This is a genomic window from Peptoniphilus sp. SGI.035 (assembly GCF_050315115.1).
GTDB lineage: Bacteria > Bacillota > Clostridia > Tissierellales > Peptoniphilaceae > Peptoniphilus_A.
On the sequence record NZ_JBNPOJ010000006.1, the window covers coordinates 73,136 to 93,291 of the forward strand.

At 31.4% G+C, this 20,156-nt stretch carries 16 protein-coding genes; 5 read left to right on the forward strand and 11 right to left on the reverse strand.

Annotated features, from left to right (window positions below):
* Positions 1-2 precede the first annotated feature (2 nt).
* The 4 genes from ACQRC6_RS04635 to ACQRC6_RS04650 form a co-directional block, all read right to left on the reverse strand.
* Positions 3-218, reverse strand: coding sequence for a helix-turn-helix domain-containing protein (locus ACQRC6_RS04635; RefSeq protein WP_427847955.1), 216 nt, complete (start codon positions 216-218; stop codon positions 3-5).
* A gap of 187 nt (positions 219-405) precedes the next feature.
* A complete protein-coding gene (locus tag ACQRC6_RS04640) occupies positions 406-528 on the reverse strand; it encodes a hypothetical protein (RefSeq protein ID WP_427847956.1) in 123 nt (40 codons plus the stop codon).
* Between the two features lie 148 nt (positions 529-676).
* Positions 677-2,125, reverse strand: coding sequence for a beta-Ala-His dipeptidase (gene pepD, locus ACQRC6_RS04645; protein WP_427847957.1), 1,449 nt, complete (start codon positions 2,123-2,125; stop codon positions 677-679).
* A gap of 9 nt (positions 2,126-2,134) precedes the next feature.
* Positions 2,135-3,544: a YfcC family protein gene (locus tag ACQRC6_RS04650; RefSeq protein WP_427847958.1), complete on the reverse strand. Its 1,410-nt coding sequence runs from the start codon at positions 3,542-3,544 to the stop codon at positions 2,135-2,137.
* A gap of 406 nt (positions 3,545-3,950) precedes the next feature.
* Between ACQRC6_RS04650 and ACQRC6_RS04655 the strand changes: the two genes are divergently transcribed.
* The 3 genes from ACQRC6_RS04655 to ACQRC6_RS04665 all read left to right on the forward strand — a co-directional run bounded on the left by ACQRC6_RS04655 (position 3,951) and on the right by ACQRC6_RS04665 (position 6,646).
* Entirely contained in the window at positions 3,951-5,270 is a 1,320-nt protein-coding gene (locus ACQRC6_RS04655; RefSeq protein WP_427847959.1) for a hypothetical protein, read from the forward strand.
* Positions 5,271-5,450: 180 nt separating this feature from the next.
* The gene (locus ACQRC6_RS04660) at positions 5,451-5,921 is read left to right on the forward strand and encodes an HD domain-containing protein (RefSeq protein ID WP_427847960.1); all 471 of its coding nucleotides are present in this window, start codon (positions 5,451-5,453) and stop codon (positions 5,919-5,921) included.
* The gene (locus ACQRC6_RS04665; RefSeq protein WP_427847961.1) at positions 5,918-6,646 is read left to right on the forward strand and encodes a putative ABC transporter permease; all 729 of its coding nucleotides are present in this window, start codon (positions 5,918-5,920) and stop codon (positions 6,644-6,646) included. The genes ACQRC6_RS04660 and ACQRC6_RS04665 overlap by 4 nt, the downstream gene beginning before the upstream one ends.
* A gap of 33 nt (positions 6,647-6,679) precedes the next feature.
* On the opposite strand, the gene pyk is transcribed toward ACQRC6_RS04665, so the two are convergent.
* From pyk to ACQRC6_RS04680, 3 genes are read right to left on the reverse strand one after another with little or no spacing between them, the layout of a single operon-like run.
* Complete coding sequence (gene pyk, locus ACQRC6_RS04670) at positions 6,680-8,413, reverse strand: pyruvate kinase (protein ID WP_427847962.1); 1,734 nt, start codon at positions 8,411-8,413, stop codon at positions 6,680-6,682.
* Between the two features lie 7 nt (positions 8,414-8,420).
* The gene (locus ACQRC6_RS04675; protein ID WP_427847963.1) at positions 8,421-9,374 is read right to left on the reverse strand and encodes an ATP-dependent 6-phosphofructokinase; all 954 of its coding nucleotides are present in this window, start codon (positions 9,372-9,374) and stop codon (positions 8,421-8,423) included.
* A 6-nt stretch (positions 9,375-9,380) separates the two neighbouring features.
* Entirely contained in the window at positions 9,381-12,806 is a 3,426-nt protein-coding gene (locus ACQRC6_RS04680; protein WP_427847964.1) for a DNA polymerase III subunit alpha, read from the reverse strand.
* A 582-nt stretch (positions 12,807-13,388) separates the two neighbouring features.
* Here ACQRC6_RS04680 and ACQRC6_RS04685 point away from each other — a divergent pair.
* On the forward strand, positions 13,389-13,646 hold the full coding sequence (locus tag ACQRC6_RS04685; RefSeq protein WP_320849735.1) for an AbrB/MazE/SpoVT family DNA-binding domain-containing protein: 258 nt from the start codon (positions 13,389-13,391) through the stop codon (positions 13,644-13,646).
* On the forward strand, positions 13,646-13,912 hold the full coding sequence (locus ACQRC6_RS04690) for a type II toxin-antitoxin system YafQ family toxin (protein ID WP_427847965.1): 267 nt from the start codon (positions 13,646-13,648) through the stop codon (positions 13,910-13,912). The genes ACQRC6_RS04685 and ACQRC6_RS04690 overlap by 1 nt, the downstream gene beginning before the upstream one ends.
* 206 nt (positions 13,913-14,118) lie before the next feature.
* On the opposite strand, the gene ACQRC6_RS04695 is transcribed toward ACQRC6_RS04690, so the two are convergent.
* From ACQRC6_RS04695 to mfd, 4 genes are all read right to left on the reverse strand, one after another.
* Positions 14,119-14,385, reverse strand: coding sequence for an HPr family phosphocarrier protein (locus tag ACQRC6_RS04695; RefSeq protein ID WP_427847966.1), 267 nt, complete (start codon positions 14,383-14,385; stop codon positions 14,119-14,121).
* Between the two features lies 1 nt (position 14,386).
* On the reverse strand, positions 14,387-15,322 hold the full coding sequence (whiA, locus tag ACQRC6_RS04700; RefSeq protein ID WP_293557799.1) for a DNA-binding protein WhiA: 936 nt from the start codon (positions 15,320-15,322) through the stop codon (positions 14,387-14,389).
* 205 nt (positions 15,323-15,527) lie between these two features.
* Positions 15,528-16,625: a peptidylprolyl isomerase gene (locus ACQRC6_RS04705; RefSeq protein ID WP_427847967.1), complete on the reverse strand. Its 1,098-nt coding sequence runs from the start codon at positions 16,623-16,625 to the stop codon at positions 15,528-15,530.
* A gap of 45 nt (positions 16,626-16,670) precedes the next feature.
* Entirely contained in the window at positions 16,671-20,150 is a 3,480-nt protein-coding gene (mfd, locus tag ACQRC6_RS04710) for a transcription-repair coupling factor (RefSeq protein ID WP_427847968.1), read from the reverse strand.
* Positions 20,151-20,156: the final 6 nt, after the last annotated feature.

A 20,156-nucleotide genomic window follows, 5' to 3' on the forward strand; every position in this document is an offset into this window, starting at 1 on the left:
ACCTACCTCACATACTCCATAATGTCTTCAATCCTGCAATCAAGAACATAACATATCTTTGAAAGTGTTTCTAAGTCAATTCTTTTTACTTTATTATTGCAATAAGAATTAAGTTGTGTTCGTTGTAAATTAGCTTCTTTTTCTAATTTGTTTTTACTTATATTTTTTTCTTCTAAAACTTTGTCTATTTTAAAAATAATTTTTCCAAATTCGGACATTTCTTTGCTCCTTGTGCCATCTTAAAAATCCTATTAACTATCTTAAATTATATTATACAATAAATTCATAACTTCTTATAGGTATAGGATTTTTATTATATAGCTTTTAAATTAATATTTTCTCAATAAAAGCTAATGTATTCTACAAATCTTTTATAAATTTTCATTGCCCTCAAAACCTTAAAATTTAAGTCTTCTTTTCCATTTGTTTTTCTTCTATTCTCTTTAATTCGCCTTGTTTTAAAATTTTTTCATATGGATTATAAAATTCACTAAAAAATAAACATTGCATCAAAAAAAACGAGGACATTTAAGTTCCTCGTCTTTTTAATTATGGGGTTTTTATAGCTTCCTCTTTTATTGTAAAAATTATTAAGCAAATTATTTTATCAAAAAACTTAATAAAAATCAGTTTTTTTATATCCCAATGTCTCTCTGCGAATAATTTTTTAAAATATTTAATTTATCTCTCTAAGAAATACTTTAAAAGCTTCATAAAATTTAATTACAGAAGGTATATTTGCAGATTCTGATGGGCTGTGAAGTCCTGTGTGATTTGGACCAACACTAATTATATCTAAGTTAGGATTTTTTTCCAGTAAATACCCCGACTCTAATCCTGCTGCTGAAACCTTTACTTCTATTTTCTCATCAAGTTCCCTTTCAAAGATTTTTTTATAATCATTTCTTAATTTGCTTTCTGGGTCATATCTCCAACCTGGATATTTTGCATATCCTTCTACTTTGCCCTCAAATATATTGGCTATTGTGGAAATTTTATTAAGTGTATACTCAACTTGTGTTTTTTCCATAGCTCTTATTTCATTAACAAACTTAACAGTATTATTTTCGATTCTCAATTCTCCTAAATTATTTGATGAAATTACTACATTATTTATTGGATCAACTTCAAATATTCCATTGGGATATAATTTAATAATATTAATTATTTTATCTAGATCTTTTGGAGATATTGCCTCTTTATCTAATGTAAAGTCTTCGGAATTAACATAGATGATGTCTGAAAAAGCACTGTATTCGAAGTGAAGCTCTTCTTCAAACTCTTTAAGAATATTATCTAATTTATTTTTATCTAGGTTTGTACCTATTATTGCATAAGCCTCTCTAGGAATTGCAAGTCTAAATGTTCCACCAACAATATCTAAAAGTTCAATTTTATCTTCTAATTTTTCCAATAATCTAGATAAGAGTATAATGGCATTTCCTCTGCCCTTTTCTATATCTTCGCCAGAATGACCACCTAGTAATCCTCCAACTTTAATTTTAAAAGTATTAAAAAATTTTCTTTCTTGTCTATTTATATCTAGTGAAAAAGTAACTCCCATTCCACCATTACTTCCAGCAATAATCTCATCGTCTTGGCTATTGTCTATATTAATAGCTCTATCGCCTATTACCCAATCTTTCGAAAGATTGTTGACACCGCTAAAATCATCTTCTTCAACTGTGGTTAATATTGCTCTTATTGGCGGATGTGAAATTTCTTTATCCTCTAACACAGACATTATTATGGCTACGCCTAATCCATTATCTGCACCTAGTGTAGTTTTGCCACCTGTATTGAGTTCGTCTCCATCAATTTGTACAGGTATTGGGTCCCTGTCAAAATCGAAATCAAAACCATCTTTTTTCTGACATACCATATCTATATGAGCTTGTAAAATTAGTGTTTTCTTTTTTTCTCCACCCTTTTGACCATCTTTCATTATTACTAAATTATATTTATCATCTTGTTTAACTTCTAAATTGTTTTTTTCAGCCCAATTTTTTAAAAAATCCGAAACCTTTTTTTCTTTAAAAGATGGTCGTGGTATTTCCGTAAGCATTAAAAAATTTCTTAAAACTTGTACTTCCTTTAGATCATTAATTGAATTAAATTTATTCATCTCTTCCTCCTAGAATGGTCCAAGTCCAATGTTTACTGCTATGATACAAGCAATTATTCCTATTAAATACCATAGTAAAACTAATTTCCAAAACCATTTAATCCACTTGCCATAGGATATTTTCATTAGTCCTAAGGCTACCATTATTGTAGCTTCAGCTGGTGAAAGTAAATTAGTTATACCATCGCCCATGTGATATGCAAGAGCAACAGTTTGTCTAGTTATTCCCAAAACATCTGCCATAGGAACTAAGATAGGCATAACAATTACAGCCTTGCCTGATCCTGATGGAACAAATAGATTAATTATTGATATTACAATAAAGGAAAGTGGAGCAGATACTATTGATGGCAACTTTCCTAAAACTCCTGTCAAGGAATGAACTATAACATCAAGTATATGTCCTTCCATCATTATAATAGTTAAACCTCTTGCAAATCCTACACATAGACAAGGGTAAAGTAAGTCAGCTGCTCCATTTACAAAAGCATTAACTGTTTCATTAACAGGCTTTTCAGAAATACAAGCCATCACTATTGTTAATAAAATAAATACTGCTGCCATTTCTCCTAAATAAAATTGAAATACTATTACTCCATATACAATACCTATAACTGCAAGCACAAAAGATAATAGAACTAATTTATGTCTAATTGAAAATTCGACATTTGAAGAAATTTCTTCTCTATATTTACTTGTCTTATCAGCTTCATAGGATAAAGATAATTGAGGATTTTTATGAATTTTGTCAGCATATCTATATATGTAAGCAATGGTTACAATAAGAGTTACAAGCCATAAAACTAATCTAAATCCAATGCCTGAATATGGTGGTAGCTGTGCTATTTGTTGCGATATTCCTAAAGTAAAAGGATTCATAACTCCACCTACATAACCAACAGCGACACCACAAATTCCTATGACTACACCTGTTATTGAGTCAAAGCCCAAGGCAAGACATAGAGTTATTTGCATAGGTAAAAAGGCAAGACATTCTTCAAAGTTTCCTAAGAAAGCTCCTCCCAATGCCCACAATGTTACAAAAAATATAACTACTAATTTTTCTTTTCCCTTTAATTTAGTAGCTGTTCTCGAAATTAATGCCTCTAAAGCTCCAGTAGAGTTAAGCACTCCAAAAGCTCCTCCTATAATAAATAGGAATGAAGTAATTTCAGCTGATTCTACAAGTCCTTGATGAACTGAAGATAATACCTTCCAAGGTCCTACTGGAGTGTTTTTAATATAATGAAATGAATTTGGGTCAACCATTTCTTTTCCAGTTTCAGGGTCTAAAAGTCTAGTATATTCTCCCGCTGGAATCAAATAAGTAAGTATTGATACTACTACCATTAAAATACATATTAATAGCAAAGCATCAGGTGCCTTAAAATTTTTTAGTCTTTTTTTAGTTTTCTCCATAATAACCTCCCACAAAAAATATAACACTGTGTGAAAACATTGTCAATCAAGCTTCGTCTACTTAATATAAACTTAGAATTTTGTTAGTATTTTTTTATAGTCTAGTATAAATTATGCAAAGTATTAATTTAAAAAATTAAAATTCCTTTTTTAAGTAGCCTAGTTTAAATTATATTAAGTATAAATTAACAGATTCATGAGCAAAATTAATTTTTCTATATCGTTTTGTTAATATACTTTATTTCTTTATCTGGATAACAAATAAATAACATTATATAACGAGCCTAGTTTAATTTCAACTTTATTATGTAAACTATTAGGAAAATTTTATTTTTTAAAAATTAATGAATTAAAGTAGTCATTTTGTATTTAAGTGGTATAATATAAATAAATCGGAGGTGTTATTATGCGTGGCTTAATAATTATTGTTGCCATTATTGTAATCGTTTGCTATATCTTGTGGAGAAAAAATCAAAATACTCCAAACGCTAAAAAATCTATTGAGGCTAGAGAAAAACCTTCTGTTGAAAAAGTACATAAGACAGAAGAAATTAAAAATGATGATGCTATAAAAAAAGATGATTCTGTAAAGACTTTTGAAAGTAAGGACGAAAAAAAATACGATGCTTCCAGAAAAAAAGACCGTGCTAAAAAGAGAAGAGAAAAAAGAAGCTCAGAATCAAAGGAAATATTTGAAGTTCCTTCCGAAAAAACTGAAAATAATAAAGTTGAACCTAAACCTGAGGTAGCTAAGGATAAAGCTACTGAACCAGTTAAAAATGTTGAAACTAAAACTGATGTTGCTAAGGATAAAACTACTGAACCTGTTAAAAAAGTTGAATCTAAGGCTGACGTTGCTAAGGATAAAGCTACTGAGCCTGCTAAAAATGTCGAATCTAAAGCTGACGTAGCTAAGGACAAAACTACTGAACCTGTTAAAAAAGTTGAATCTAAGGCTGACGTTGCTAAGGATAAAGCTACTGAGCCTGCTAAAAATGTCGAATCTAAACCTGACGTTGCTAAAGACAAAACTACTGAACCAGTTAAAAATGTCGAACCTAAAGCTGACGTTGCTAAGGACAAAACTACTGAACCTGTTAAAAAAGTTGAACCTAAGGCTGACGTTGCTAAGGACAAAACTACTGAACCAATTAAAAAAGTTGAAACTAAGTCTGACGTTGCTAAGGACAAAACTACTAAACCAGTTAAAAAAGTCGAACCTAAAGCTGATGTTGCTAAAGATAAAACTACTGAACCAATTAAAAAAGTTGAATCTAAGCCTAAAAAAACAGTAGAAAAAACAATTTCCACAAATGAAAAGTATGCAAACATAATTAATTCACTTGGCGAAAATCCATGGGATATAGACAGAGATAAAATTGGCGTTAAAGTTGAAGACGTAAAAACTAAAAAATCTTTAGATGCCAATGAATTTGAAAACATAAATTTCAAAGAATCACTTACAGTAGAAAAACTAATTGAATTTTTAAATTGTGTAAGCACAAATCCAACTATTTTAAACAGAAAAGAAAATATTATTTACGATTTTACAACTAAAAAAGAAGATGAAATCAAAAAAATCGCAGAAAGATATTCTCTTGAAAATTCTAGTTTTGACAAGGCAACTTCTGTATTAACTGTTGATAGAGAAAGCGCAAAGATTTTAGAAATTAGAGATATTTTAACAGCAAAGGAAAAGAGAATTTACTTTGAAACAAAATTTTAGTAAAATATAAAAGTCATAGAAATATGGCTTTTATTTTTTTGCCATTTTTTATGGTAAAAAATAGAATTTTAAACTCTATTGCTTTACATTAGTAATAAAAATTTGAAATGTATTAAAAATTTAACACAAACTTTGAATTTTTTTTACTTTTATATAATAGAATAATACTGAGGAGATTATATGAATAACAAAAAAAGACTTGAAGAAATTATCGCCTTCTTAAATGAGAACACGAGATTTAAAGAAACAAAAAATTTCATACAACATGGAAACACCTCTGTCTATTCTCACGTTATTTCTGTCGCAAAAAAGGCAATTGAAATTGCTGAAAAATACAATTTAGATGTGGACATGGACTCACTTATAAGAGGAGCTCTACTTCACGATTACTTTTTATACGATTGGCACGACGGCAAAAGAGAGCGATTAATCCATGGATTCACTCATCCAATGAAAGCATACTTAAATGCAAAGAGTGAATTAAAGATAAATAGAATTGAAAGGGACATCATCCTTAAGCATATGTTCCCACTAACTATTCTTCCGCCAATGTATTTGGAATCTTGGATTGTAACTTATTCTGACAAATATGTTTCCCTTGTGGAAACTGTTAGAAGAAAATCTATGAAAGTGGGTTTGGAAAATTTATGAATATTAAGGAACTATATTTAATATTTTTTGTCTACTCCTTTATAGGTTGGTGCTGGGAAAGTTTCCCTTGCTCTACAATTGAGCTAGACAAAATTTATAACAGAGGATTTTTAATTGGACCTTTCTGCCCAATCTATGGCATTGGTGCAACAATATCCTATTTGATGTTAAAAAACTTTGAATCTAACTTTTACATTTTTATTTACTCTGCACTTATGTCCTGCACAATTGAGTACTTCATTGGTTACTTATTGGAAAGATTTTTTCACCAAAGATGGTGGGATTACGGCGCCTATCCATTTCAAATTAAAAGAAGAGTATGCCTTTACGGTTTAATAGTTTTTGGAATGGCAAATATAATTATTGTTAAATACTTAACACCAGTTATGTTATTGTTTTTCTCTGCAGCTGGAGATAAAATTATTAGCTCAGTCGCCATCTTATTGACTTTAATCTTTGTAATAGATCTTGTTTTAACTCTAAACAATTTACTTGGACTTTCAAAAAGTCTTGACAAGATTTATTACGCACTAGACGAGAGAAGCAAAAATTATTTTAATTATTTAAATGAATCTGACAGAATTGCAAATCTAAAATTAATGTCGGAGTCAAAAAAGTTTAAAGTAAAATTTGAAAACTTCAATTCAAATTTAAAGGAACACGAAGAAAATTTAAAGAGAATTGATTACACAAAAATAAAAGACCTTTTTAGTGATAATTTTTAATCACAAAGGTCTTTTTTTTTTTACAAATTTTATTTATCTTCTCACAGTTCCATCTATTGGATCTATTGTTATAATGTCTCCTGTTTTTATCTTTTCTGTGATGTTTTTCACGCCAACAATTGCAGTTTTACCAAGAGAAATTGCAGCCACAGCTCCATTTGATGTAAAACCTGCCTCCTCTGTAATAAATCCTGAAGATCTTTCCATATAAGGAATCATCCTGCCATCAGTTCCGTTGCATACTATTATGTCCTTAGTCTTAAAGTTTTTTTCTAAATCTTCAATTCTATTTGCTACAACTGCTCGTGCCTTCTTTTTCTTTTTTCCAATTGCAGTTCCTCGTCCCAAAATTTCTGAAACATTTTCGATTTTTAATAAATTTGTAGAACCAGCAATGCCTGCCGGCACTCCTGCTGTCAATACAACTAAATCGCCAGATTTTATAAATCCCTTTGTAACTGCGACATCAATTGAGGCATCGATTAAATTGTCAGTATCTTTGAAATTTAAGACTTTTACTGGCATAACGCCCCACACAATACTTAATTGATTTTTAATTTTTTCAAAGGGTGTTGATGCAATTATTGGCGTCTCCGGTCTAAATTTTGCAATAGCTCTCGAAGTATTGCCCGAAGTTGTAGCAGTGATAATTGCCTTTGCGTGAAGATCTCTTGCAATTACACAAGCACTTTTGCCAATGGAGTTGGTCATTGAATTTTCCACATCTCTCATTCTATTTTTCAAAATTTCTTCGTGATCAATTGTATTTTCCGTGTACTCCAAAATTTTTCTCATTGTAACAACTGCTTCAATAGGATATTTTCCACTTGCAGTTTCTCCAGAAAGCATAACTGCACTTGTTCCATCTAAGACGGCATTTGCAACATCATTTGTCTCTGCACGAGTTGGCCTTGGATTTCTAATCATGGAGTCAAGCATTTGGGTTGCAGTGATTACAGTTTTTCCAACTATATTACATTTTTTTATAATTTCTTTTTGCACAATTGGTACTGCTTCTGTTTCGATTTCTACGCCAAGATCTCCCCTTGCTACCATTATCCCGTCGGAAACTTCGATTATTTCGTCGATTAATTCTACTGCCTTTTGGGATTCAATCTTTGAAATAATTTTTGTAGTGTAATCTTTTTCTTCTTCTAAAACCTTCCTTATTGCAAGGACATCTTCTCTACTTCTAATAAAAGATGCTGCGATAAAGTCAACATCTTCCTTTATCCCAAATTTTATATCTTCAATGTCCCTTTCTGTTAGAGCAGGAAGATTTAAGTTTGAACCAGGCACATTTACACCCTTGTGAGATGAAATTGTTCCAGAATTTTTTACTTCTGTAATAATATCTTCGCCACGAATCTTTTTTACTTGTAGCTCCACAAGTCCGTCGTCAATTAATATTTTATCGCCTTCATTGACATCTTTATATAGCTCTTTATAGGAAATGCTTACAGTCTTTTTGTCGCCTAATAAATCCCTTGTAGTTAAAATAAATTCATCGCCTGAATCTAAAATAACTTCGCCATCTACATCGCCTAGCCTAATTTCCGGTCCCTTTGTGTCAAGCATTATGCCAATGGGAAGATCCATTTCTCGCCTTAATTTTTTTATTCTGTCAATTTTTATTTTATGTTCTTCGTGGCTTCCGTGAGAAAAATTTAATCTAGCGACATTTACACCTTCTGTGAATAATCTTTTTAAAATTTCTTCACTCTCACTTGAAGGTCCAATTGTAGCAACAATTTTTGTCTTTTTCATATTCACCTCATATTGAAACTATTTTTAGTATATCTAGTAAATCATGTCTAAAAACCTTTTTTACTTTGAAAATTTCGTCAAAACTCATTTTTATCGCATTGCCATCTTTAAAACCAAGGGCAAGAGAATTGCCAAGTTTTGCTTCTTTTACTGCCAAGTATCCAAGCTCCGATGCCAAAATTCTATCAAAAATGCTTGGTGCTCCTCCTCTTTGAATGTAACCAAGAACAGTTACCCTTGTATCTATGCCTGTAAGTTTTTCAAACTCTTTTGCAAAATCAAAAGCAGATCCACAGCCTTCAGCCATAATAATTATGTGATGCTTTTTGCCTCTGTTCTTTCCCATAATTGCCTTCTCTGCAATTTCATTTATATCTAAGGGAATTTCTGGCACAATAATTGATTCCGCACCGGAAGAAACTCCAGAATAAAGTGCAATATCGCCGCATTCTCTTCCCATTACTTCAACTACATTTGCACGACAATGTGACTCTGTGGTATCTCTAATATGGCTTACTGCTTCAGTTACAGTTTCTACTGCAGTCATAAATCCAATAGTAAAATCCGTGTATGCAAGGTCATTGTCAATAGAGCAAGGAATTCCAATTACATTTATTCCGCGATCTCTTAACATCTTTGCCCCTCTTAAACTCCCATCTCCACCAAGGACAATAAGTGCATCTATTTCAAAAATTTTTAGAGAATTTATCGCCTTCTCTAAGCCTTCTTCAGTCATAAATCTTTCAGACCTTGAAGTTGATAAAATTGTTCCTCCCCTTTGAATGATGTCGGCTACTGAAGACTGAACCAATTTTTCAAACTTTGCATCAATTAAACCTTCGTAACCTCCGCTTATGCCAAAAACTTCTATACCCTCGTAAATACAAGTCCTAGTAACCGCTCTTATTGTGGCATTCATGCCTGGAGCATCGCCGCCACTTGTTAAAATTGCAATTCTCATACACACCTACTTTAAAATAATTTTTTCTTTACTCTTAGTATACACTGCCAATTTGTTTTGAATCTCGTCAAAGAATGTAGAATCAATCCACATATTTGAATTAGTACCAAAGGCTCTTTTGCTTTCTTCTTCAAAAAATATTACTGGAGTATTGCCCTCATAATCCTTTAAAATTTTTTTCATTTCATTCACATTTTCATTTTTTATGGAATCAACGGAAATATATAATTTATTTTTTGTCGGCATCTTTATTTTTGCGATGCTGTCAACTAGAATTTTCGGCTCTTCAACCTCTGATTCTTGGAAATGACCTTCTACAAAAACTACATTTTCATCTTCGATTAAATCCCTGTATTTTGAAAAAACATTTGGGAAAATTACAAGTTCAATTGTGCCAAAAAGGTCTTCTAAAGCTGCAAAAGCCATCATCTTATTGTTTTTTGTAATCATTGTTTTTTTTGATTTTAAAATCCCGCCAACTTTTACTTTACTAGATTTCAAAAGATTTTCTCTATATTTCTCAAAAATTTGATTTGTATTAATATTTGTGTTCTTCTCAATTAATTCTCTATAAGGATCAAGGGGATGACCAGATATATACATCCCAATAACTTCCTTTTCCATATCAAGTTTGTCCTTTTGTCTAAAATCTTTTAATTTAGGAAGATCCTCACTCACATTTGTATTTTCAAAAATAGAAAATTGTCCATGTACATTATTTTTTGCCGTACTTGATGAAGCCGAAAGTACAGATTCATAAATAGCTAGGTACTGTGCTCTATTGCCTTCAAAATCATCCATGGCACCACATCTTATTAAAGACTCCACAGCTCTTTTATTTAGCACTGATTTATCAATTGCATTTATCCTATCAACAAAGTCTTTAAGTGATTTATATGCACCTGCTTCACGTCCTTTGACTATTACTTTTATTAAACTGTCGCCAACATTTTTTACTGCCTTTAGTCCAAACCTAATTTTATTATTTTCAACAGTAAAATTTTTGAAGGAATAGTTTATATTTGGTGGCAAAATTTCTATTCCCAGTCTTTTTATTTCTTCAATGTAAAGGCTAACTTGTTTTATATCATTAGTGTAAGTTGAAATTTGCGCCGCCATAAATTCCCTTGGATAATAATATTTTAGCCAAGCAGTTCTATAAGCAACCACTGAATAAGCAACGGAGTGAGATTTATTAAAGGCATAATCTGCAAAATCTATTATTAAATCATAAATTTCATTTGCAGATTTTTCGTCAACACCATTTGCAATTGCACCACAAACTCCTTCCTTCTCGTTGCCATAAATAAAGTTTTGTCTTTCCTCCTCCATTACCTTCATTTTTTTCTTGGAGATTGCACGCCTTACAATATCGGCTCTACCTAGTGAGTATCCTCCAATTTGTTGCACAATTTGCATTACCTGTTCTTGATAAACTATACAGCCATAAGTAGATTTTAGTATTGGTTCAAGCTTTGGGTGAATGTAAGAAATTTTACTCTTGTCGTGCTTTGACGCCACAAATTTTGGAATTTGTTTCATCGGTCCCGGTCTAAAAAGCGCATTTGCCGCAACTAAATCAGAAAATTCGTCAGGTTTTAATTCCTTTAAAAAGGCTCTCATGCCACTTGATTCAAATTGAAAAACGCCAAGAGTTTCTGACCTCGCAAACATCTTTAACACATTTGGGTCTTTGTAATCTAGTTTTTCAAAGGAAATAGTCCTTCCCTCATTTTCTTTTATTAAATTTATTGCATCTCTTATTACAGTCAAAGTTCTTAATCCTAAAAAGTCCATCTTTAATAGTCCAAGTTCTTCAAGTTCAATCATATTAAATTGAGTTGCAATTATTTTGTCGTTTCGAGTTAAAGGCACATATTCTGTGAGTTCGTCCTTTGAAATTACAACTCCAGCTGCATGAGTGGAAGTATGCCTTGGTAGACCTTCTAGCTTTAATGCCATGTCGATTAAAACTCTTGAATCCTCATCACTTTCGTAAATTTCCTTAAAAGTTTCAGAAATTTCAAGTGCCTTCTCTATTGTCATATTTAAAGCTTGTGGAACTTGTTTTGCAATGTAGTCCACCTTTGCATAGCTCATGTCAAGAGCACGACCAACATCTCTTATAGCATTTCTTGCCGCCATAGTTCCAAAGGTTACAATTTGCGCAACATGGGATTCTCCATACTTTCTATTTACATACTCAATAACTTCTTCACGTCTTTCGTAACAAAAGTCAATATCAATATCTGGCATGGAAACTCTCTCTGGATTTAAAAATCTTTCAAATAGAAGATCAAACTCTAGCGGATCCACATCTGTTATTCCAAGACAATAAGAAATCATACTACCTGCGGCTGAACCTCTTCCTGGTCCAACTTGAATTTCATGTTTTCGTGCGTATCTAATAAAATCCCAGACTATTAAAAAATAATCCACATAACCCATGTTTTTTATTGTATTAAATTCAAATTCAAACCTTTCTTTTATTTCCTCTGTTATATTTTTGTATCGAGAATACATCCCTTCGACTGCAAGTTTTTTTAAATACTCCTCGTGAGTGTATTCGCTAGGTACAGTAAATTCAGGAAGGTGAAGGTCGTGAAATTTTATTTCAACATTGCATCTATTGGCAATTTTTACCGTGTTCTCAAGTGCATCTTTATTTTCAGGAAAAAGTGCAGCCATTTCGTCAGGTGATTTTAAATAAAATTCATCTGATGGAAATTTCATTCGTCCTTCTTCATTAATTGTCTTCCCAGTTTGAATACATAATAGCACATCGTGACTCTTTGCATCTTCTTTGTCTAAATAGTGAACATCATTTGAAGCAATAAGAGGAATGCCTAGCTCCTCTGATATTTTAACAAGTTCGCGATTTACTCTAGCTTGCTCAGGCATTCCATGGTATTGGAGTTCCAAGAAAAAATTATTTTCGCCAAAAATTTCTCTGTACTCCTTTGCAGCAGATTTTGCCGCTTCCAAATCTCTATCCAAAATAAATCTTTGAACTTCACCTCCAAGACAAGCTGAGGTTGCAATCACACCCCTTGAATATTTCTTTAAAACACTCTTGTCAACTCTTGGCTTGTAATAATATCCATCAACAAAGCCAATGGATACAATTTTCATAATATTTTTAAACCCTTCATTATTTTCTGCCAAAAGTATCAAGTGATATCTCTTGTTGGACTTGTCCTTAATAGTCAAGTCCTTTTCTGAGATGTAGACCTCGCAACCTAAAATAGGTTTTATGCCCACATCTTTACACGCTTTATAAAAGGCAATGGCACCATACATATTGCCATGATCAGTTAAAGCGACGGCATCCATTCCCAAATCCTTTACCCTCTTTGGCAAAAGACTTATTCTCGTAGAACCGTCAAGTAGAGAATACTCACTGTGCAAATGCAAATGCACAAATTTATTCATAAAATCATCCTTTAATCTTTATACAAACATCAAATTACTTTAAGAATTTAAAATAATTTTTTCAACTTATTTTAAAAAATTATCTAGCTATATTTTATCAAAGCCTTAGTTCAATTAAAAGGACATGAAAAAGGTTATATAATAAATAATGCCAATAATTTATCAACAGCACTATTTTACAAATTAAAATATTTTCTTGTTTTTTGCTTTTAAACAAAAAGTGAGACTCCTCTCATAATTGAGATTTGCCTCACTTTGCTTACTTTCTTCATCAACACTGTTTAACAATTGCCATTCTTAGTCAAATAAATTCTAATACACATCTGCTCTCTTAATCCTTACACTTTGTTGGCAGTATGAAGCTGTATCTTACCTACCTACAACTCACTATTCTTAGCCCTTTAGAACATAAAAATCCTAAAGATATTATCTTCAAGGCTTATTATCATAATTATTTTTCTATTATAACTATACTACAATTGCTTACTCCAATTCTTTAAACTTTACTCTCCCTTGACTTTTTTCTTAGAAATAGTACAATTTAGTTAGAAAGTATGAATTTCTAACTAAGGAGGTTTTGTCATGTTAGTTGAACTAAAAGCCAAGTCCCAAGTAACTATCCCAAAAGACATAGTAAATTCTATGAACTTAAATCAAGGCGACCAATTTGAGGTAACTGAAGATAATGGAAAGATCGTTCTTGTTCCAGTTGCCATTTATCCTGAACACATTATAAAAAATTTAAAAGCTGAAGTTAAAGAAATTAAAGAATCTATTAAAAATGGAAATCAGCCTGTCTTTGATTCTATCGATTCTCTCTTTGAGGAATTAGACAAGTAATGCCTTATAAAATCACTTATTCGAAAGCCTTTAAAAAACATTACAAGAAACTATCTTATACTGAAAAAGAGCAAACTAAAAAGAAACTTAAATTTTTTATAGAAAATCCTACTCACCCATCACTACGTACTAAGAAGATTCAAGGTACTGATGATATATGGGAATCTTCTATTAATATGGATATTCGAATTATTTGGTTCTACGAAAATAATGAATTGATATTTCTTTTAGACATTGGGCATCATGATATATTAGATAAATTTTAAAAATAAAGATTCCATAATAAATAGTGTTGGCGATAAATCATCAGCACTATTTTTATTTGAAATATTTAATTAAAATAAATAATTGTCCCATAAAAATATATGGTCTAGGCAATAAACCCTATATAATTGCTTTTATCCACTAACACTATTTGACATAGAGCCGAAAAAAAGAGTTTCGCCAAAGCAAAACTCTAAAAAGCATATTATTAAAGATTTATAAATTCTTTTTCAACTAAGTGAGATAATCTCTCAACGGCTTCTTCTTCGTCAGCACCATTAGCTTCAATGATAATCTCTTCACCTTTAAAAGCTCCAAGGGACATAATGCCAATTATACTCTTGCCATTTACCTTGTCTCCATGTGCCTCTAAATTTATGTCAGAAGCGAACTTATTTGCTTCTCTCACAAAAAGCGCAGCCGCTCTTGCGTGAAGCCCTTCATTATTATTAAGTACAACTTTTTTATTTGTCATTTCATACACCCCTCAAATTGTTAGCAATTTTTCTTAGCTTTTTAAATCTATAATTAACGGTGGACTTTGAGACTTTAGGGTCTATTGAATTAGCAATGTCATTTAAACTCATAGACCTATTATTAAGTCTTAAAATTGCAACCTTCTTAAGATCCTCATCTATGTTTTCCAACCCAATTTCTCTATCAATTAATTTAATGTCCTCCACTTGATCATAGGATGATTTAACAGTTTTGTTTAAATTTGCAGTTTCACAATTTACTATTCTGTTGACATTATTTCTCATTTCTTTTATAACTCTGATATTTTCGTACTTCAATACAGAATTATAAGCACCAATTAAAGAAAGAAAATCTGAAATTTGTTCAGAGTCCTTAATGTAGACTATGTATTTTTCCTTTCTCATAATAATCTTTGAAGTGAATCCAAATTCATTAATTACATCCATCAAAAAATATGCGTTGGATTCGTTTTCAGAAACAAATTCCAAATGATAGCCCTTGTTTGGATTTGTAATAGAACCTGAACCCAAAAAAGCACCACGTATATATGCCTTCTTCTCATTTACAGTTTTTATGAGATCAGTAGGTTCGTAGTTAATCATAAATACGCTTGCACCTTTTATATATTTTAACTCATCAAGTAATAACCTGCAAGACTCATCTTGTGATATATATATGATAAATACATTTTTTTTAAGCTGAGTTGATTTTGCATTCTTTACTTCCACATCAAATCCAAAAGATCTTCTGAGAAAAGTAAAAACTCTTCTCGCTACTGACGCATTTTCTGTGATATATTCCATGGAAATCTTGTTGTTTTTAAAATTTAAAACTGCACACATTGGCGTTATGCCTGCAAGTTCAGAAAGAATGATTTCATAATTGTCAACTTTTATCTTTGCAACTTCATTCTTAACTTCAGATGAAAAGCTCATGACTTCACCTCACTACTGAAATACCTTTACTTTATTATAACAGATTTATAAAATTATATTTAATTATAGAGAATTAATTCTATATTTTTTTATAATTTACAAAAACTTAATAAAAGAAAAACCTGAATGAGACTTGCTAAACTTTATTAGAATTTCTCAATACAGGTTTTTTAATTATAAATTAAAATTTATAAAATTTCAATAATTATTTAGTTTTATTTTCTTTTTCTGCAGTTTTGTTATCTGCCTTTGCATTTGCTTTTTCTGCAGTTTTATTGCCTGCCTTTGCGTTTGCTTTTTCTGCATTATTAGCTTTTGAATTTTCTTCTTTTTCTATTTTTCCAAAGTTTTTAAATTCATCTGGAAGTTCAACTTCTTTTTTAGTGTCAACATAAATTTTGATTTTTGCATCTTTTTTAACTTTATCTACATATTCTTTAAATTTTTCTTGTTGAAGTGTAGCCTTAACTTGATCTTTCACCGCGTCAAATTCAAGAGGAGTTTTTTCGTCAAGTTTAATGATATGATAACCAAATTGAGTTTTAATTGGTTCAGAAATATCTCCAGCATCCATCTTTGCAATTTGTTCGTCAAATTCTTTTACCATTTGACCACTTGTAAATTCGCCAAGTGATCCTCCGTTTTTAGCGCTGCCAGTATCCTTGGAATTTTCTTTTGCGACTTTAGCAAAATCCTCGCCCTTTAGGATTTGTTTTCTAAGAACATTAGCTTCTTTTAAATCATTAACTAAAATATGAGATGCCTTAGCTTTAAAGTATTTATCTTTGTTGTCTTCATAATACTTTTTAACTTCATCATCAGTTGGAGTTAATTCTTTAGTTTTTTCTTGAGTCCATTTTCCAACTAACATTTGATTTTTCATATTTTCAACAACATAATCTCTTGGAAGTCCATTTTGTTTTAAAAATGTATCAAAAGCTTCTTTTCCACCAAGTTGTGTTTCAATTTCGCTAATATTTTTATTAACTTCATCATCACTTACTGTTATTTTTGATTTTTCAGCATCTTGTTTCAATGCTTCAGTAGTAGTTAAATCAGTGATAGCTTGTTCTCTTAAAAGTTCATCAGTAGATTTTTTACCATCTTCTTTATTTTTTAGAACATCTTCGCCATACATTGAAGTAAGTTGATTTACTCTTGCTGCATAAGATTTATAATATGCTTCCATTGGAATATCAACTCCGCCAACATTTGCTGCTACTCCCTTTTTTGCACCACAAGCTACTAGTGAACTTGCAAGTGTAATAGCTACTGCTATTTTACCTAATTTTTTAAAATTCATATTTTTCTCCTTGTTTATATTTTAAATTAATAACTTTATTATACACTACTTTTTAGATGATTTTGTGTCATTTTTGTGTAAATGCAAAATAGTAACAAGTTTCTTTAAATCATCAAGAGGATATTTTAACTTAGTTAAAATAATCTCATTTTCATCTCCCATGGAATAGGAGATATTTTCAAATTCATTGTTAAGTTCCATAATTGCTTCAAGGGAAACTTCGCCTTCAACTTTTATTCTGTACTCGCCATTTTTTTCTATAATAGACTTTATATTTGTCTTTTGTGCCTTGTTCTTTAAAAGTGCTATATCCATTAAATTTGAAACTTCATCTGGAAAATCAGAAAATCTGTCGATTAATTCTTCAACTAAATCAGAGTAAGCATCTTCAGTGTCAATTACGGAAATCTTCTTATAAATTTCAAGTCTTGTCCTGTCGTCTTCGATGTATTCTTTAGGGATGAAGGAATCTAATTTTAAATCAATTGTAGTGTCGATTTTTTCCTCAACTTCAATTCCCTTTAACTTCATAATGGCTTCCCTTAAATACTTCATGTAAAGGTCGTAACCAATTTGTTCTATATGACCTGATTGTCTTGAGCCCAATATTGAACCTGAACCTCTTATTTCTAAATCCCTTTCTGCAATTTTGTGCCCAGACCCAAATTCCGTAAATTCCTTAATAGCTTGAAGCCTCTTTTGTGCAACTTCAGAAATTGATGAAGATCTATCATAAGTAAAATAAGCATAGGCAATTCTAGAAGACCTTCCAATTCTTCCTCTAAGTTGATAAAGTTGTGAAAGTCCAAGACGATTTGAGTCCGTAATTATCATCGTATTTGCATTTGGAACATCCATGCCCGTTTCTATAATAGTCGAGCACACTAAAACATCAACATTACCCTCTATAAAATCAATCATCGTATCTTCTAAGGCTTTTTCACTCATCTGCCCATTTGCCATGGCAAAAGTTGCTTCTGGCACAAGTTTTCTAAGTTCCAATAATTTATTTTCCATATTTGAAACCTTGTTGTACAAAAAGTAAACTTGTCCCCCTCTTTCAATTTCCTTTAAAATTGCCTCCCTAACCATTAAATTGTTGTATTCCAAGACATAAGTTTCAACGGGAAATCTCTCTTCAGGTGGCTCGTCGATTACAGACATATCTCTTATTCCAATCATGGACATTTGTAGCGTTCTTGGGATTGGGGTTGCAGTAAGGGTAAGTGTATCTACATTTTCTTTTAACATTCTTAGCTTTTCTTTGTGGCGAACTCCAAATCTTTGCTCTTCATCTATTATCAGAAGTCCCAAGTCCTTAAAATGCACATCCTTTGACAAAAGTCTGTGAGTGCCAACTATAATGTCAATATTTCCATTTTTTAAACCTTCAAGATCCATTTTTTGGTCTTTTTTACTTCTAAATCGCGACAAAAGTCCAACACCCACTGGGAAATTTTTAAATCTCTCTTTAATTGTATTGTAATGTTGTTGCGCTAAAATCGTAGTAGGAACAAGTAAGGCAACTTGTTTTCCATCTAGTATTGCCTTAAAGGCAGCTCGAAGTGCTACCTCAGTCTTACCATAACCAACATCTGCACAAAGAAGTCTATCCATTGGAATTGGCTTTTCCATGTCTTCTTTTATCTCTTCAGAAGAAGTTAACTGACCACTTGTTTCTTCGTAAATAAAGGCATCTTCAAATTCTCTTTGATATTGACTGTCTTTGCTAAAGGCATAGCCCTTCATATTTTCACGAGTTGCATAAAGTTTTATTAATTCCTCAGCCATGTCGTCAATAGATTTTTTCGCGTGAGCTTTTTTCTTTTTCCAATCAAGAGAATTTAATTTATTTATTTTTGGCGCCCTTTTGCCCTCTTGCACATATTTATAAATTGAGTCAAGAGATTCAATTGGTAAAAATAATTTGTCTTCACCACCGTATTCAATGACGATGTAATCCTTTTGTATTCCCGATACTGAAAGTCTTGTAGTTCCAATATATTTGCCAACGCCATGAGCCTCGTGAACTACAAAATCGCCAATTTTTAAATCATCAAAGTTAAGGGACTTTTCCTTAGAAACCTTATTTTTTTTCTTTTTAGAAAATGTTCCATAAATTTCAGAATAATTTATAAAAACTGTTTTTGAATCAGAAAATTCAATTCCATCATTTAATGCTCCAGTTGTAACAACTAAATCGGCATATTTTCTAAAATCTCCATGTTCTTTTGCAAGTTCTGGCGAGTATCCAAGTTCTACTAAATGGTCAAAAAGTCTTTTTGCTCTTTTTTCAGTAGCTCCAAGTAAAATTACCTTAAATCTATTTTTTGAATAATAGTCTAAGTCATCTTTAAATAACTTTATCTTCGACATATAATTAGTAACGCTCTTCACCTTGATATTCACTATATCCTTTTGAGTAAACATCTTTGGAGGTTTTAAAAGTGCGTTAAAGGTTATAACTTCATTTTCATTTAGCTTATACACAATATCTTTGTAATCGTAAAAAGCTTTTTCGTGGGTCTTTGTAACTTCGCCATTTTCTATTAAAATCGCAAATTTTTCTCCATTCGCCACCAAAAGCTCGTCTTCTCTCTCGACGATTCTAGTTGGCTCGTCAATTAAGAAAATAAAATTATCTAAGTAATCTAAAAAAGAAGAAAGTTCATCTCCATTTACATAGGGCAAGATTAGATCCTTATTTAATATAGTTTCATCGTTCTCAAGTCTGTCCACATACCTCAAAAACTTTTCTGTTAGTCTATCCTTTTCTTTTCCTGTGAGTTTTGTCTTTGCAATATCTTTTTTGATTTTATCGGCAATTTCTTTCTTCTCATCCCTTTTTAAAATCAAATCTTCTATGGGAAAGATGTCTATCTCTTCACACTTTTCAATGGACCTTTGGCTATCAATTTCAAAACTTCTTATGGAATCAACTTCGTCATCAAAAAGTTCAATTCTATAATTTGCATCAGAAGTAGCAATGTCAATTATAGAACCTCTTACAGAAAATTGTCCCACACCTTCAACGCTTGGAAATCTTTCGTATCCCATTTCTATAAGTTTATTCTTCAATTCATCCACGGAAATTTGTGATTGCATCTTTATATTTATTTTGTAACTTGAAAAAATTTCCTTTTTCGTAATCTTTGCAGTAAGTGCATTTAGCGTAGTTACTACAATATTTGCGCTGCCCTTTGAAACTTCCGCCATTGCCTCAAGCCTTTTCTTTGTGTTTTCCTTAGACTTTGAGTCCTTATCATAAAAAAACACGTCCTTTTCTGGATAGAGAACGCAATTTCCACTAGAAATACTTAAAATATCTTCGTAAGTTTTTCTAGCAGTTACCCTATTTTGTGAAATTACACATACTTTTTTGCCAATATCACTAAAGGCAGGCGCAAAAAGAGAGAGCACTGCTTCTTCTGAACCAAAAACAGCAGTGTTCTTTGAGTTTTTTATTGAATCACTTAGTTCCCTAAAGGATTTTAAATTCTTAACACTATCTATTAAAAAATTCAACTTCCA

Coding starts and splice junctions, on each gene's coding strand:
- ACQRC6_RS04635 (WP_427847955.1), bottom strand. CDS start 218: ATGTCCGAATTTGGAAAAATTATTTTTAAAATAGACAAAGTTTTAGAA.
- ACQRC6_RS04640 (WP_427847956.1), bottom strand. CDS start 528: ATGTCCTCGTTTTTTTTGATGCAATGTTTATTTTTTAGTGAATTTTAT.
- pepD (WP_427847957.1), bottom strand. CDS start 2,125: ATGAATAAATTTAATTCAATTAATGATCTAAAGGAAGTACAAGTTTTA.
- ACQRC6_RS04650 (WP_427847958.1), bottom strand. CDS start 3,544: ATGGAGAAAACTAAAAAAAGACTAAAAAATTTTAAGGCACCTGATGCT.
- ACQRC6_RS04655 (WP_427847959.1), top strand. CDS start 3,951: ATGCGTGGCTTAATAATTATTGTTGCCATTATTGTAATCGTTTGCTAT.
- ACQRC6_RS04660 (WP_427847960.1), top strand. CDS start 5,451: ATGAATAACAAAAAAAGACTTGAAGAAATTATCGCCTTCTTAAATGAG.
- ACQRC6_RS04665 (WP_427847961.1), top strand. CDS start 5,918: ATGAATATTAAGGAACTATATTTAATATTTTTTGTCTACTCCTTTATA.
- pyk (WP_427847962.1), bottom strand. CDS start 8,413: ATGAAAAAGACAAAAATTGTTGCTACAATTGGACCTTCAAGTGAGAGT.
- ACQRC6_RS04675 (WP_427847963.1), bottom strand. CDS start 9,374: ATGAGAATTGCAATTTTAACAAGTGGCGGCGATGCTCCAGGCATGAAT.
- ACQRC6_RS04680 (WP_427847964.1), bottom strand. CDS start 12,806: ATGAATAAATTTGTGCATTTGCATTTGCACAGTGAGTATTCTCTACTT.
- ACQRC6_RS04685 (WP_320849735.1), top strand. CDS start 13,389: ATGTTAGTTGAACTAAAAGCCAAGTCCCAAGTAACTATCCCAAAAGAC.
- ACQRC6_RS04690 (WP_427847965.1), top strand. CDS start 13,646: ATGCCTTATAAAATCACTTATTCGAAAGCCTTTAAAAAACATTACAAG.
- ACQRC6_RS04695 (WP_427847966.1), bottom strand. CDS start 14,385: ATGACAAATAAAAAAGTTGTACTTAATAATAATGAAGGGCTTCACGCA.
- whiA (WP_293557799.1), bottom strand. CDS start 15,322: ATGAGCTTTTCATCTGAAGTTAAGAATGAAGTTGCAAAGATAAAAGTT.
- ACQRC6_RS04705 (WP_427847967.1), bottom strand. CDS start 16,625: ATGAATTTTAAAAAATTAGGTAAAATAGCAGTAGCTATTACACTTGCA.